This is a genomic window from Stutzerimonas stutzeri (assembly GCF_038561965.1).
Classification (GTDB): domain Bacteria; phylum Pseudomonadota; class Gammaproteobacteria; order Pseudomonadales; family Pseudomonadaceae; genus Stutzerimonas; species Stutzerimonas stutzeri_AA.
Window position 1 is genome coordinate 4,333,411 of the sequence record NZ_CP139348.1, and the last position, 15,291, is coordinate 4,348,701.

Sequence of the window (15,291 nt, forward strand, 5' to 3'; positions counted from 1 at the left end):
ACCCGTTGCATCAGTGAAACTCATCAATCCGTCACCAAGGAGCGCCTGCAATGCTCAAGAACATCCTCGCCGCAATCGGCCTAGCCGTAGTCGCCAAGGCGAACATTATTGCGAGTGTCAGGACCTGAAATCGGGAGGAAAGCCGCCGGCATCCGAGATCGCATAGGCACCCATTACTATAGAGGGCCGGTGCCTATGCCGCATAAGCGGCTACCACAGCGACCCACCAGAAGCCGCTTACGGTTCGCTCAGGGCCGTGAGAGCTTGCAGCTTGCCCGTTTGGCTGAAGCAATATCAGCCGCGGAAGTAATTGACCCGCCGATTCAGCTCCTGCGCCAGCGTCGTCAGGTCCTGGCTGGACGCTGCGACCTGGTTCGATGCCGCCGAACTGGCAACCGTCGAGTCGTGGATGCGGGTCACGCTCTGGTTCACCTCTTCAGCCACCGCGCTCTGCTCCTCGGAAGCGGTGGCGATCTGCGCGTTCATCTCGTTGATCGCCCCTACTTCCTGACGAATCTTGGTCAGGGCGTTTTCGGCCTGCAGGGTCTGTTCCACGGTCTGCTGCGCCAGTTGCTTGCTCGCCTGCATCACCTCGACCGCCCTGCCGGCACCCGCCTGCAGCGAGGCGATCATCTCGCTGATCTCGCTGGATGAGTGCTGCGTGCGATTGGCCAGCGAGCGCACCTCGTCCGCCACCACGGCGAAGCCTCGGCCATGTTCGCCAGCGCGTGCCGCCTCGATGGCGGCATTGAGTGCCAACAGGTTGGTCTGTTCAGCGATGGCGCTGATCACCTGCAGGATCTTCTCGATGCCAGCGCTTTGCGCCGAGACCTGATTGACGGTGTCGGTGGCGCCCTCCAGCACTTTGGCCAGGTTATGGATGGAAATGGTCGTCTCGCCGACGATGCGGGTGCCGGTCTCGACCTGTTCGTCTGCGCTTCTTGCCGCAGTCGCGGCGTTGGCTGCGTAACTGGCGACCTCACTTACGGTCGCTGCCATCTGGTTGATCGCCGTGGCGACCTGCTCGGCCTCAGCCGACTGGCGCTGGATCTGCTGGTTGCTGTTCGCCGAGGAGGTCAACAATTCGCTCGATGCAGTGCCGACGCCGTCGGCTGCGGTGCGCACCTCGGCGATGATCGAGGTCAGCCGACTGGCCATCTTCGCAGTCGCACCCATGACGCTATCGGGGTATGGCGTAACGATTAGCTGACCGAGATCGCCATTGGCAAGGTTGCCGATCACGCGCGCCACCTCATCGGGCTCGGCTCCGAGAGTCGAGCGCAGCTTGCGAATGATCACCACGGCAATCGCCACGCCGAGCAGCACCGCCACCCCCGTCACCGCAACGATCAATGCAAGAAAGCCGCTGGCGGTATCGCGGACGATCGCCACGTCTTCACTGATGCTCAGCTCCTGATGATCGATGAACGCGTTGATCAGCCGCAGCCATTCAGAATAGGCCCCGGCGACGTTTTCCAGCAGAAATTCGTAGGCGCGATCCGAGCCCTCGTTGAAGCGCAGCTCGACTACCTGGCGCGTCAACGCGTTGGTTTTCGCCTCGATGGTTTCGATCTGTCCAAGCAGCTGCCGCTCGATGGCATCGGCAGAGGGCTGCGCGAGCATCGCTTTCATCGGCACGGCAGACTCGGCATACAGCTGTGCCAGTCGCTCTATCTCCGCGACTTGAGCTCGGGCGAAGGCGGGCTCGGCGGCGCTGACAGCGTCCCGGACGGCGATCGCACGGTCGTGCACGCTGCCTCGGAAGTTGATTGCATAACGCTGCTTCAAGCCGGCCTGGGCGCTGATCTGACTCATGCTGCGGTCGATGACATCGACATTCAGCGCACTGACAACCGCCACTGCGACCATCAACGCCAGAATCACGAAGAACCCCAGGCCGAGGCGCCTGGATACCGACATCTGCTTGTTCATCGAGCTTTCTCCCTAACCAGACTGCGTGGCGGTGAGTGCGACCAGTCGTTGATTACCCGGGCGGCATGTGCAGCCGAGTCAAAACCTGTACAACATAGTGTCACCATGACACTACTTGTACAAGTATTTACGACCAACAGGTCTTGGCAAAACCCCAGATGTCGGGATGTGCGAGCTGAATGAAGCTAGAGAGCGGGCTCAAGAACGAGCCTCCCAGGTGTTTTGTACAGCTTTTTAGGAAAATGACTTTCGATGTAGATGGTGAAGAGCAGCAGGATGTTACAGCTGTGCAAGGCTTCACTAACTGGCGCCACGCCGGCAGTCAGTCGCCAGTCGCCAGTGGCAGTGGCAGTGGCAGTGGCAGTGGCAGTGGCCGATTGTAAGCGCTGGAATGCAACGTCCTGCGGCAGCCCCCACTTCAAAAGCCGATGAGCCCAAAGCCGTCGCTGCAGTTCGTGACGCGTAGGCAGAAGCAAAGGCAACGAGGCAGATCCCAAGAAAGCAGAAAGGCGCCCGAAGGCGCCTTTCTGTTGTCTCGCAACGGGTTTTAGACCTTGCTGCGCTCGAAGCGCTTGCGGTCGTTCTCGTTGAGGTACTTCTTACGCAGACGGATCGACTTCGGCGTCACTTCGACCAGCTCGTCGTCGGCGATGAATTCCAGCGCCTGCTCGAGGGTGAACCTGATCGGCGGAACCAGGGCGATGACTTCGTCCTTGCCGGAAGCGCGCATGTTGTCGAGCTTCTTGCCTTTGGTGGGGTTGAGCACCAGGTCGTTGTCACGGCTGTTGATGCCGCACAGCTGGCCTTCGTAAATCTCGTCGCCTGGGCCGAGGAACAGCTTGCCGCGCGCCTGCAGGGTTTCCAGCGAGTAGGTCAGCGCGGTACCGGTGGCCATAGAAACCAGCACGCCGTTCTGGCGGTTGGTCACTTCACCGGCCTTGATCGGGCCGTAGTGGCTGAAGGTCGAGGTCAGGATGCCGCTACCCGAAGTCATGGTCAGGAAGTTGTTGCGGAAGCCAATCAGGCCACGCGCCGGGATGGTGTATTCCAGACGTACACGACCCTTGCCATCCGGAACCATGTTGCTCAGATCGCCCTTACGCAGGCCCATCTGCTCCATCACCGGACCCTGATGCTGCTCCTCGATGTCGATGGTGACGTTCTCGTACGGTTCCTGCTTATCGCCGGCCTCGTTCTCGATGATCACCACTTCCGGGCGGCCCACGGCCAGCTCGAAGCCTTCACGGCGCATGGTTTCGATCAGTACCGACAGGTGCAGCTCGCCACGACCGGAAACCTTGAATTTCTCAGGGCTGTCGCCCGGCTCGACGCGCAGAGCGACGTTGTGCAGCAGTTCTTTCTCCAGACGATCCTTGATGTTGCGGCTGGTGACGAACTTGCCTTCACGGCCGGCGAACGGCGAGTCATTGACCTGGAAAGTCATGCTCACGGTCGGCTGGTCGACGGTCAGCGGCGGCAGCGCTTCGACGTTGTTCTGGTCGCACAGGGTGTCGGAGATGTACAGCTCGTCCATACCGGATACGCAGACGATGTCGCCGGCTTCGGCGTCCTGCACTTCAACGCGCTGCAGGCCGGAGTGGCCCATGATCTTGAGGATACGACCATTGCGCTTCTTGCCATCGGCGCCGACGGCGGTGACCGGCGTGTTGGCCTTGATGGTGCCGCGGGCGATACGACCGATGCCGATCACGCCGAGGAAGCTGTTGTAGTCCAGCTGCGAGATTTGCATCTGGAACGGGCCGCTGGCGTCGACGACCGGCGCCGGGACGTGGTCGACGATGGCCTGGAACAGGGCATCCATGTTGTCGTCCATCTTCTCGTGGTCCATGCCGGCGATGCCGTTCAGGGCACTGGCGTAGACGATCGGGAAGTCCAGCTGCTCGTCGGTGGCGCCGAGGTTGTCGAACAGGTCGAAGATCTGGTCGATAACCCAGTCAGGACGCGCACCCGGACGGTCGATCTTGTTGACCACGACGATCGGACGCAGGCCGGCTTTGAAGGCCTTCTGGGTCACGAAGCGAGTCTGCGGCATGGGGCCGTCCTGGGCGTCGACCACCAGCAGCACGGAGTCGACCATGCTCATCACGCGCTCGACTTCACCGCCGAAGTCGGCGTGGCCGGGGGTGTCGACGATGTTGATGCTGTAGTCGCCCCACTTCAGCGCGGTGTTCTTGGCCAGGATGGTGATGCCGCGTTCCTTTTCCTGGTCGTTGGAGTCCATCACGCGCTCGTTTTCCAGCTCCTTGCGGTCCAGGGTGCCGGACAGGCGCAGGAGCTTGTCGACGAGGGTGGTCTTGCCATGGTCGACGTGGGCGATGATGGCGATGTTGCGTAGATTCTCGATCACTGATTCTTTTCTCTGTAGATAGCTTCAAGCTGAGGCTGGAAGCTGGAAGTAGTCCGGACGACTTCAGCCTGTCCGACATTGTAACGGCCTGGCCTTGCGATCAGTGCCGGTCGGGAGGGCGGTGGCGGATGCTGCCGCCAAGCAGCCCCGGCTGTTTCACCGATGAGTCAGGCCGGACGATAGACGCGTACATTGACATGCCCCTCGCTCAGCAGATGGTGAGCATGCAGGCGGCTCATGACACCTTTGTCGCAATAAAGCAGGTACTGGCGGTTTTCATCCAGATCCTTGAAGCGGTTGTTCAGCGCGTAGAAGGGTAGCGTCTGTACTTCGATGCCGGACAGCTCGAGCGGTTCGTCCTCGGTGCTATCGGGGTGACGAATGTCGAGGATGACCTGACCGGCACTCGGCTCGGCGACCTCCTCCACTTGCAAATCCTGGCCCAGCTCGTCGATCACGCGGTCGATGGCGACCTGGCGGGAATTGGCCAGCGCGCGTTCGAGGATGGCCATGTCGAACTGCTTTTCTTCGTGCTCGATGCGATAGCGCTTGGCCTTGGTCGTCGGGTTCACCGAGATCACGCCGCAGTACTCGGGCATGTTCTTGGCAAACTCGGCCGTGCCGATCTCGAAGGCGGTGTCGATGATGTCCTGCTTGTGGCTAGCGATCAGCGGGCGCAGCACCAGCATGTCGGTGGCCGAGTCGATTACCGAGAGGTTCGGCAGGGTCTGGCTGGATACCTGAGAGATGGCCTCGCCGGTTACCAGGGCATCGATATGCAGGCGCTCGGCGATCTGCGTCGAGACGCGCAGCATCATCCGCTTGAGGACCACGCCCATCTGGCTGTTGTCGACGTTCTGCAGAATCTCGCCGACCACCTCTTCGAACGGCACGCTGATGAACAGCACACGGTGCGAACTGCCGTATTTCTTCCACAAGTAATGAGCGACTTCCATCACGCCCAGTTCATGGGCACGGCCACCGAGGTTGAAGAAGCAGAAATGCGTCATCAGCCCGCGACGCATCATCTGGTACGCGGCGACGGTGGAATCGAAACCACCGGACATCAGCACCAGGGTCTGCTCCAGCGCGCCCAGCGGGTAGCCGCCGATGCCGTCATGCTGCTGATGCACGACGAACAGGCGCTGGTCGCGGATCTCCATGCGCACTTCGACTTCCGGTGCCTTCAGCGAGATACCGGCGGCGCCGCACTGCTGACGCAGCTGACTGCCGACATGCCGTTCGACGTCCATGGAACTGAACGGATGCTTGCCAGCACGCTTGCAGCGTACGGCGAAGATCTTGCCCGGCAAGCGTTCGGCGTAGTGCGCCTTGCACTTGGCGACGATATCGTCGAGATCGCCCAGCGGGTACTCGTGTACCTCCAGGCAGTGGGCGATGCCGGGTGTGCAGCGCAGACGCTCGATCATCTCGCGCAGCAGCTTCGGCTCGCCGAGCGCGGTTTCCACCTCGATGTTGTCCCACACGCCCTCGACCCGCAGGTCGGGATCGAGCTCGCGCAGCACGGTGCGGATATTCTTCGCCAACTGACGAATGAAGCCCTTGCGCACCGGCGGACTCTTGATGGTGATTTCGGGGAAAACCTTGACGATCAGCTTCATGGAAACAGCGCGGGGGCCGACGTGGCAGGAAAAGAGGGGCGCGGAGTATAGCCGAAACTGCTCAACATTTAATCGCTTTCTTCAAATGCAGCGGAATGCACCAAAATAATGCGGCGCACCAACCATTCGCACCAATACAGAGCAGCATTTTGACGAGCGAGCTACGCTTTAGCCCGCGCAACCGCTGCGGCGCCACCGCTGCAGGCCTGCGGTACCAATACGGAGCACTGGCATGCAATTTGCTCCCTTGTGAGGCAGGTCGCCTTGGCGGAACATCGCCGCCCGGCTTCACCCTGATTCGGAAGCTCACTATCTCGCTTCCACCACTTGGAGAACACCATGTCGAAGTCGCTTCAACTGATCAAAGATTACGATGTGAAGTGGATTGATCTGCGCTTCACCGATACCAAAGGCAAGCAGCACCACGTCACCGTTCCGGCTCGTGATGCGCAGGATGAAGACTTCTTCGAGCACGGCAAGATGTTCGACGGTTCGTCCATCCATGGCTGGAAGGGTATCGAAGCCTCCGACATGATCCTGATGCCGGTCGACGAAACCGCAGTGCTGGACCCGTTCACCGAAGAGCCGACCCTGATCCTGGTCTGTGACATCGTCGAGCCGAGCACCATGCAGGGCTACGACCGCGACCCGCGCTCCATCGCCAAGCGTGCCGAAGAGTTCCTCAAGACTACCGGCATCGGCGACACCGTATTCGTTGGCCCGGAGCCTGAGTTCTTCATCTTCGACCAGGTCAAGTTCAAGTCCGACATCTCCGGCTCGATGTTCAAGATCTACTCCGAGCAGGGCTCCTGGATGACCGACCAGGACGTCGAAGGCGGCAACAAGGGCCACCGCCCGGCCGTCAAGGGTGGCTACTTCCCGGTTCCGCCGTGCGACCACGACCACGAAATCCGTACGGCCATGTGCAACGCCATGGAAGATATGGGCTTGGTCGTCGAAGTACACCACCACGAAGTCGCTACTGCCGGCCAGAACGAAATCGGTGTGAAGTTCAACACCCTGGTCAACAAGGCTGACGAAGTTCAAACCCTGAAGTACTGCGTACACAACGTGGCCGACGCCTATGGCAAGACCGCGACCTTCATGCCGAAGCCGCTGTATGGCGACAACGGTTCAGGTATGCACGTACACATGTCCATCTCCAAAGATGGCAAGAACACCTTCGCTGGCGAAGGCTATGCCGGCCTGTCCGAAACCGCCCTGTACTTCATTGGCGGCATCATCAAGCACGGCAAGGCACTGAACGGCTTCACCAACCCGGCTACCAACTCCTACAAGCGTCTGGTTCCAGGCTTCGAAGCACCGGTCATGCTGGCCTACTCGGCCCGCAACCGCTCCGCCTCGATCCGCATTCCGTACGTTTCCAGCCCGAAAGCCCGTCGTATCGAAGCGCGCTTCCCGGACCCGGCTGCCAACCCGTACCTGTGCTTCGCCGCACTGCTGATGGCTGGCCTGGACGGCATCCAGAACAAGATTCACCCTGGCGATGCCGCTGACAAGAACCTGTACGATCTGCCGCCGGAAGAAGGCAAGCTGATCCCGCAGGTTTGCGGCAGCCTGAAGGAAGCCCTGGAAGAGCTGGACAAGGGCCGTGCGTTCCTGACCAAGGGCGGCGTGTTCTCCGATGACTTCATCGATGCCTACCTCGAGCTGAAAGCGGAAGAAGAGATCAAGGTGCGCACCTTCGTGCACCCACTGGAATACGACCTGTACTACAGCGTCTGATCCAGCTCACGTGACAGGAAGGCCACCCTCGGGTGGCCTTCTTCGTTTCTGCGAGCCGATACTGATTCGCGCAGCTTGTCACGCCTCGCAAATCCCGCCGATCGGACTTGCCTGCACGCCGATGCAGTGCAAGGCTTCGGCAGTCCAACTCCGCGGAGTCTCCCATGCGTAGCGCACTGCTCAGCCTGCTATTGATCCTCAGCCTTCCGGCCTTCGCCGAGATCTACAAATACACCGATGCGCAAGGCAATACGGTATTCACCAATCAGCCGCCGGAAGGCGTGCAGGCCGATACCGTAGACCTGCCGCCGGCCAACACCGTGAATATCCGCACCCCCGAGCCGCCACCGCCGCTGCCGGACCGCCAACAGGCGCAGCAAGCGCCCTACCAGTCCCTGATGCTGAGCGGCATTCCGGATGCCGAGGCCCTGCGCGCCAACAACGGCACCTTCGTCGTCAGCGCCGTACTGGAACCGTCGCTGCAACGAGGACATACCCTGCGTTTTTTGCTCGACGGCATCCCCCAAGCCGCGCCCAGCCAGGCGACGTCACTGCAACTGAACAACATCGAGCGCGGCGACCATCGCCTGCAGGTCGAGGTGCTCAGCGGTGAACGAGTGATCCAGCGCAGCGAGGCTGTGCCTTTCACCGTGCAGCGGGTGAATACGTCCAGCCCCGCGCTGCGTCCGCCGCCACCCAAGCCCAAGCCGGCGCCTTGAGCATGCTCCGACAAGCGCTCGCTGCCCTCCTGCTGGCAGCCGCCGTACCCGTATCCGCTGCCGTCTACAGCTATACCGACGCCGACGGCAATCGGATCTTCACCGATCGCCCGGCCGGCCAGACGGTCGAAGAGATACGCCTGAAATCGTCCAACAGCATGCCCCCACCAGCGGCGCCTGCTCAGCGTGCCGCTCAGCCCGTGACGCCCAAGGCGGCGGTTGTCAGCTATCAGCTGCGCATCCTCGTCCCTGCAGCCGATGCGGCGATCCGCAACAATGCCGGCTCGGTCAGCGTGGCTGTGCAGGCGGAGCCTGCATTGCAACCGGGCCACGCCTATCAGGTGCTGCTCGACGGGCAGCCGTTCGGCGCACCGGGTGAGCAGACGACCTTCGAACTGAGCAACGTCGATCGCGGCACCCATCAACTGGCGGTCGCGGTGGTAGATGAAGACGAACGAGTCCTGCAACGCACCGAGAACCAGCCCTTCCACCTGATTCGCACCTCGCTGGCTCAGCGGCGCATGGTCAACCCGTGCAAGAAAGCCGATTACGGCGTGCGGCCGGAATGCCCGCTCAAGGACAAGCCAGTAGAAAAACGCGACATTCCCTTCGTGCCCTTTCTATGATCACTGGATGCACCTGTTTGGTGCACCCAGCAAGTGAACCTGCCTCTGTTCACCAAATTGGGTCACCGGACAGCCCGTAGGGCTGCAGCATCACGCCGATCCGCGCCGCAATGGCGCGCTTGGTTTGGTTCTTGCATTTCCTGCCAGAACTTCCGGACGCAGACCAGTCATGATCAACGAAGCCCTGCAACGCCTGCTGATCGAGAATCTGACCACCGCGACGCTGTTGCTCAATTCGCGCTTGCGCCTGGAATACATGAACCCGGCGGCCGAAATGCTGCTCGCCGTCAGCGGCCAGCGCAGCCACGGCCAGTTCATCAGCGAACTGTTCACCGAGTCGTCGGAAGCCCTGGCCGCACTGCGCCAGGCGGTTGAAGAAGCTCACCCGTTCACCAAGCGCGAAGCGACTTTGACTTCGGCCACCGGCCAGACGCTGACCGTGGATTACGCCGTGACCCCGGTACTGACCCGCCAGGAAACCATGCTCTTGCTGGAGGTGTTGCCGCGCGACCGACTGCTGCGTATCACCAAGGAAGAGGCGCAGCTGTCCAAGCAGGAAACCACCAAGATGCTGGTGCGCGGCCTGGCCCACGAGATCAAGAATCCACTGGGTGGCATCCGTGGCGCCGCGCAGCTGCTGGCCCGCGAGCTGCCCGAGGAGCACCTGAAGGACTACACCGAAGTCATCATTGAAGAGGCCGACCGCCTGCGCAATCTGGTCGACCGCATGCTCGGCTCGAACAAGCTGCCGTCGCTGGCGATGACCAACATCCATGAAGTGCTCGAACACGTCGCCAGCCTGATCGAAGCGGAATGCCAGGGCAGCATCATTTTGGTGCGCGACTACGACCCGAGCATTCCCGAGGTCCTGATGGACCGTGAACAGATGATCCAGGCCGTGCTCAATATCATGCGCAACGCCATGCAGGCGCTCGCCGGGCAGAACGATCTCGGCCTCGGCCGCCTCACCCTGCGCACCCGCACGCTGCGCCAGTTCACCATCGGCCATATCCGTCATCGCCTGGTGACGCGCATCGAGATCATCGACAACGGCCCCGGCATTCCCGCCGAGCTGCAGAACACGCTCTTCTACCCGATGGTCAGCGGTCGCCCGGACGGAACCGGGCTGGGCCTCGCCATCACTCAGAACATCATCAGTCAGCACCAGGGGCTGATCGAGTGCGAGAGCCACCCTGGCCATACCGTCTTCTCGATCTTCCTACCGCTGGAACAAGGAGCCACATCAGCATGAGCCGAAGCGAAAACGTCTGGATCGTCGACGACGACCGCTCCATCCGCTGGGTCCTGGAAAAAGCCCTGCAACAGGAAGGCATGGCCACGCAGAGCTTCGACAGCGCCGACGGCGTACTGGCCCGCCTCGCGCGTCAGCAGCCGGATGTGATCATCTCCGACATTCGCATGCCCGGTCTCAGCGGCCTGGACATGCTCTCGCAGATCCGCGAGCAGTACCCGCGCCTGCCGGTGATCATCATGACTGCGCACTCGGACCTGGACAGCGCGGTGGCGTCCTATCAGGGTGGTGCTTTCGAGTATCTGCCCAAGCCGTTCGACGTCGATGACGCGGTGTCGCTGGTCAAGCGCGCCAATCAGCATGCGCAGGAGCAGCAGAGCCAGCAGGAGCCGGCCAACCGCCACCACACGCCGGAAATCATCGGCGAAGCGCCGGCGATGCAGGAGGTGTTCCGCGCCATCGGCCGCCTCAGCCATTCCAACATCACCGTACTGATCAACGGTGAGTCGGGCACCGGCAAGGAGCTGGTGGCCCATGCGCTGCACCGCCACAGTCCGCGTTCGGCTTCACCGTTCATCGCGCTGAACATGGCGGCGATTCCCAAGGATCTGATGGAGTCGGAGCTGTTCGGCCACGAAAAAGGCGCCTTTACCGGCGCGGCCAACCTGCGTCGCGGACGGTTTGAACAGGCCGACGGCGGCACCCTGTTTCTCGACGAGATCGGCGACATGCCGGCTGACACGCAGACGCGCCTGCTCCGCGTGCTGGCCGATGGCGAGTTCTACCGGGTCGGCGGCCACACACCGGTGCGGGTCGATGTGCGCATCATCGCCGCGACGCACCAGGACCTGGAAACCCTGGTGCAGGCCGGCAAGTTCCGCGAGGACCTGTTCCATCGCCTGAACGTCATCCGCATTCATATTCCCAGGCTGTCCGATCGCCGCGAGGACATTCCGGCGCTCGCCGAACACTTCCTCGCCAGCGCAGCGCAGGAGCTCTCGGTGGAAACCAAGGTGCTCAAGCCGGAAACCAAGGAATATCTGCAGCATCTGCCATGGCCGGGCAACGTGCGCCAGCTGGAGAACACCTGCCGCTGGATCACCGTGATGGCCTCCGGGCGCGAAGTGCACATCGGCGACCTGCCGCCGGAGCTGCTCAACCAGCAGGCCGAGGCACAGCCGGCGCACAACTGGGAACAGGCGCTGCGCAACTGGTCCGATCAAGCCTTGGCGCGCGGCCAGAGCAACCTGCTCGACGAGGCGGTGCCGGCCTTCGAGCGCATCATGATCGAGACCGCGCTCAAGCACACCGCCGGCCGCCGCCGCGACGCCGCACTGCTGCTCGGCTGGGGTCGCAATACGCTGACGCGCAAGATCAAGGAGCTGGGCATGCGCGTCGATGGCGCTGACGACGACGAAGGCGACGACGGCTGACGACTACGGCTGAAATCAAAAAAGAGTAACGACGAACCCCGCAGCTGGCGGGGTTCGTCGTTTCCGGCGCAGCGCGCCGTTCAGGTCACGGACGCTTGGCCGCCGCCACCTGTACCTGGATATGCCAGCCACCGTCGCGACGTTCACCATGCCATTGCCCTTGCAGCGGCCGCGCCGCAACCAGATGCAGAAGCAGGCCCTTCTCGGTCTGCTGCACGCGCCAGGCTACCGGCATCCCTTCCACTCGCAGCTGGCCTGACTGCGCCGTACCCTGCGCCTGAAACAGCAGCGCGAAGGCGCCCACGAGGTGCTCGTCATACACCTCGGGCTCGCGATCGAACTGCAACGAAAGTCCCTGCGGCTGCGCCTCCACCGCTTCGAGCTGGACCGGCCCCGGCGCGGTTAGACGTCCGATCATCAGTCCGACCAGCAGCCCGATCAGCACCAGCGAACCGAAAAACCGTCTGCGTATGTGCGGCATCGGGTCCTGCTCCCCGGTAGAATGCCGCCGGTCTTCAACCTCGGTGCTGCGCATGTTTCACGTGATCCTGTTCCAACCGGAAATTCCGCCCAATACCGGCAACATTATCAGGCTCTGCGCCAATACCGGCTGTCACCTGCATCTGATCGAGCCGCTCGGCTACGAGCTGGACGACAAGCGCCTGCGCCGCGCCGGCCTCGACTACCACGAGTACGCCACGCTGGAGCGCCACGCCGACCTGCCCAGCTGCCTGGAGCGGATCGGTATCGACGCCGCGAACCCCGAAGGCCCGCGACTGTTCGCCTTTACCACCAAAGGCTCGCAGCCCTTTCACGAAGTACGCTATCGCCGCGGCGATGCACTGCTGTTCGGCCCGGAGAGCCGTGGACTGCCGCCGGAGATTCGCGACGACCTGCCCAACGAGCAACGCCTGCGCCTGCCGATGCGGCCCGATAGCCGCAGTCTGAACCTGTCCAACACGGTCGCTATCGCCGTGTATGAGGCCTGGCGCCAGCACAGCTTCGCCATGGAGTGAGCCGCACAACCTTGTGACAAAGCGCCCGGAACAATCCGGTTTGGTCCCCGTCGTAAACAGACAAGCTCCCTCGGCAGCAGGAGAAACGACGTGTCCCAGACCAAGTTCAGGCCGTACCACGCGCCAGCCGGCGGCTGGGGTTCGGCCTATTCCGTAGCCAACATTCTTCTGCGTGAGCGGGTCTCACCCGCCGGCATCGCGCTGCTGCTCAAGCAAAACAAGCCCATCGAGGGCTTCGCCTGCGTCAGTTGTGCCTGGGCCAAACCGCATCCGTCGAAGCCACTGTCCTTCTGTGAGAACGGCGCCAAGGCCACGGCCTGGGAAAATACGTCGCTGCGCTGCGGACCGGAGTTTTTCGCCAAACACAGCGTCAGCGAATTGCTCAACTGGAGCGATTTCGACCTTGAGCAACAGGGCCGGCTGACCCATCCGCTGCGCTATGACGCGGCCAGCGATCACTACAAGCCGATCAGCTGGGACGAAGCCTTCGCCGAGATCGGCGCCGAGCTCAAGGCCATGGCCGACCCCAACCAGGTGGTGTTCTACATGTCCGGCCGCGCCGCGCTGGAAACGGCCTACATGTATGCCGTGCTGGCGCGGATGTACGGCACCAACAACCTGCCGGACAGTTCCAACATGTGCCACGAAAGCACGTCGGTGGCACTGCCGGAAAGCATTGGCGTGCCCGTCGCCACCGTCACCCTGAATGACTTCAAGCACACCGACGGACTGTTCTTCTTTGGCCAGAACACCGGCACCTCCAGCCCGCGAATGCTGCATCAGCTGCAGGAAGCCCGCGAGCGCGGCGCGCAGATCGTCACCTTCAACCCGCTGCGCGAGCGAGGGTTGGAACGCTTCGTCAATCCGCAGTCGCCGCGGGAAATGCTCACGCCGGACAGCACCATAGTCAGCACCCAGTATCACCAGCTGGCCATCGGCGGCGACATGGCAGCCATCGCCGGGATGTGCAAGGCGTTGTTCGCCATGGACGATCAGGCCGTTGCAGAAGGCCGCAAGCGCGTTCTCGACATGGCGTTCATCGAGCAGCACACCCATGGTTTCGAAGCTTTCGAACAGCGCATCCGCAGTTACAGCTGGGCGCATCTGGAACGCCGCTCGGGCTTGAGCCGCACCGCTATCGAGGCTGCCGCGACCGTCTACGCCAGCTGTGAACGGGTGATCGCGCCTTACGGCATGGGCCTGACCCAGCACCGCTACGGCGTGCAGACCATCCAGATGCTGGTCAATCTGCTGCTGTTGCGCGGCAATATCGGCAAGGAAGGCGCGGGCATCCTGCCGGTGCGCGGCCACTCCAATGTGCAGGGACAGCGTACCGTGGGCATCACCGAAAAGGCCGCGAAGGTGCCGGCGGACAACCTGCGCCGGCAGTTCGGCTTCGAGCCGCCGAGCGAGGACGGGGTGAATACCGTCGAGGCCTGCGAAGGCATTCTCGACGGCAGCATTCGTGGCTTTATCGGCCTGGGCGGCAACTTTGTCCGCGCCATTCCCGACACGCTGCAGATGGAGCCGGCCTGGCGCAAGCTGCGGCTGTCGGTGCAGGTCTCGACCAAGCTCAACCGCAACCACCTGGTCACGGGCGAGGTGTCTTACATCCTACCGTGCCTGGGCCGCACCGAGATTGACCGCCAGGCCAGCGGCGAGCAGCGCCACACCACGGAGGACAGCACCGGCTGCATCCGCGCCTGGCGTGGCGCTGCTGAACCGGCGGGCGACCTGCTGCTGTCGGAGCCGGCGATCATCGCGCGTCTGGCCAAGGTCACCGTGGCAGCCAACCCGCGACTCGACTGGGACGCCTGGGTCGCGGATTACAGCCTGATACGCGAAGCCATTGCCGAGAGCTACCCGGAGATCTTCCACGACTTCAATGTACGGATGATGGAGCCCGGCGGCTTCCACCGCCCGCTCGGCACCAGTGAGCGGCGCTGGGATACCGAGTCGGGCAAGGCCAACTTCATCAACCCGCCGTCGTTGTCCGCCGACCCGGATACCGAAGAAGGTGGGCACGAGCGGCACGACGTGCTGCAGATGATGACGCTGCGCAGCAATGACCAGTTCAACACCACGGTCTATGGCTACGATGACCGCTTCCGCGGCATTCACGGCACCCGCGCAGTGATCTTTATGAACCGCAACGACATCGTCCGCCTGGGCCTGGCCGAAGGTGACCGGATCGAGGCAATCACCGTGGTTGACGACGGTGTACACCGGGCGGTCGGCCCGCTGCGAGTGACGCCCTATGACATTCCCGAGGGCTGCTGCGCCGGCTACTACCCCGAGTGCAATGCACTACTGCCGGTCTGGCACCACGCCGAACGCAGCAAGGTTCCGGCGGCGAAATCCATCCCCATCAGGCTGCGCAAGCTGATTGCCGCCGCGGCAGCCGGCGATGTGCCGCGCCAGCCCAGCCGCCCGAAACGCAGTGGGGAGCCAGGCCCGGCCTGAGCGACCATCTATTGGGGGGCCGCTGCCGAACGGCTGTCGATGAACCTTATCGACAGCCGTTGAAAAGCCGGCAGCGGTCCCCCATATCAACCGCATTCGGGCATTCATCGCCCC

At 62.5% G+C, this 15,291-nt stretch carries 12 protein-coding genes; 8 read left to right on the top strand and 4 right to left on the bottom strand.

Annotation, left to right across the window (positions count from 1 at the left end; all coding sequences use genetic code 11):
• Positions 1-294 precede the first annotated feature (294 nt).
• Positions 295-1,932: a methyl-accepting chemotaxis protein gene (locus SM130_RS20090; RefSeq protein WP_102826427.1), complete on the bottom strand. Its 1,638-nt coding sequence runs from the start codon at positions 1,930-1,932 to the stop codon at positions 295-297.
• Between the two features lie 242 nt (positions 1,933-2,174).
• Between SM130_RS20090 and SM130_RS20095 the strand changes: the two genes are divergently transcribed.
• A complete protein-coding gene (locus SM130_RS20095; protein WP_342369064.1) occupies positions 2,175-2,315 on the top strand; it encodes a hypothetical protein in 141 nt (46 codons plus the stop codon).
• A 164-nt stretch (positions 2,316-2,479) separates the two neighbouring features.
• On the opposite strand, the gene typA is transcribed toward SM130_RS20095, so the two are convergent.
• The gene (typA, locus tag SM130_RS20100; RefSeq protein WP_102826428.1) at positions 2,480-4,300 is read right to left on the bottom strand and encodes a translational GTPase TypA; all 1,821 of its coding nucleotides are present in this window, start codon (positions 4,298-4,300) and stop codon (positions 2,480-2,482) included.
• A 167-nt stretch (positions 4,301-4,467) separates the two neighbouring features.
• On the bottom strand, positions 4,468-5,922 hold the full coding sequence (gene thiI, locus SM130_RS20105; RefSeq protein WP_102826429.1) for a tRNA uracil 4-sulfurtransferase ThiI: 1,455 nt from the start codon (positions 5,920-5,922) through the stop codon (positions 4,468-4,470).
• Between the two features lie 339 nt (positions 5,923-6,261).
• On the opposite strand from thiI, the gene glnA reads away from it, so the two are divergent.
• The 5 genes from glnA (at position 6,262) to ntrC (ending at position 11,698) form a co-directional block, all read left to right on the top strand.
• Positions 6,262-7,668: a glutamate--ammonia ligase gene (glnA, locus tag SM130_RS20110; protein WP_102826430.1), complete on the top strand. Its 1,407-nt coding sequence runs from the start codon at positions 6,262-6,264 to the stop codon at positions 7,666-7,668.
• A 164-nt stretch (positions 7,669-7,832) separates the two neighbouring features.
• Positions 7,833-8,387 (top strand): DUF4124 domain-containing protein, encoded by a 555-nt coding sequence (locus SM130_RS20115; RefSeq protein ID WP_102826431.1) that lies wholly within the window; start codon positions 7,833-7,835, stop codon positions 8,385-8,387.
• The gene (locus tag SM130_RS20120; protein ID WP_102826432.1) at positions 8,384-9,013 is read left to right on the top strand and encodes a DUF4124 domain-containing protein; all 630 of its coding nucleotides are present in this window, start codon (positions 8,384-8,386) and stop codon (positions 9,011-9,013) included. The genes SM130_RS20115 and SM130_RS20120 overlap by 4 nt, the downstream gene beginning before the upstream one ends.
• A 169-nt stretch (positions 9,014-9,182) precedes the next feature.
• Positions 9,183-10,265: a nitrogen regulation protein NR(II) gene (glnL, locus tag SM130_RS20125; protein WP_102826433.1), complete on the top strand. Its 1,083-nt coding sequence runs from the start codon at positions 9,183-9,185 to the stop codon at positions 10,263-10,265.
• Entirely contained in the window at positions 10,262-11,698 is a 1,437-nt protein-coding gene (gene ntrC, locus SM130_RS20130) for a nitrogen regulation protein NR(I) (protein WP_102826434.1), read from the top strand. Before glnL ends, ntrC begins: the two co-directional genes overlap by 4 nt.
• Before the next feature lie 85 nt (positions 11,699-11,783).
• Here ntrC and SM130_RS20135 read toward each other — a convergent pair whose 3' ends face one another.
• Positions 11,784-12,233 (bottom strand): hypothetical protein, encoded by a 450-nt coding sequence (locus SM130_RS20135; protein WP_102826435.1) that lies wholly within the window; start codon positions 12,231-12,233, stop codon positions 11,784-11,786.
• Here SM130_RS20135 and SM130_RS20140 point away from each other — a divergent pair.
• Positions 12,232-12,714, top strand: a complete 483-nt coding sequence (locus tag SM130_RS20140; protein WP_102826436.1) for a tRNA (cytidine(34)-2'-O)-methyltransferase — start codon at positions 12,232-12,234, stop codon at positions 12,712-12,714. The two genes, SM130_RS20135 and SM130_RS20140, sit on opposite strands and share 2 nt — an antisense overlap.
• Before the next feature lie 90 nt (positions 12,715-12,804).
• Positions 12,805-15,177 carry an FdhF/YdeP family oxidoreductase gene (locus tag SM130_RS20145; protein WP_102826437.1) on the top strand — a complete coding sequence of 791 codons (2,373 nt, stop codon included), beginning with the start codon at positions 12,805-12,807 and terminating at the stop codon, positions 15,175-15,177.
• The last annotated feature ends 114 nt before the right edge of the window (positions 15,178-15,291 follow it).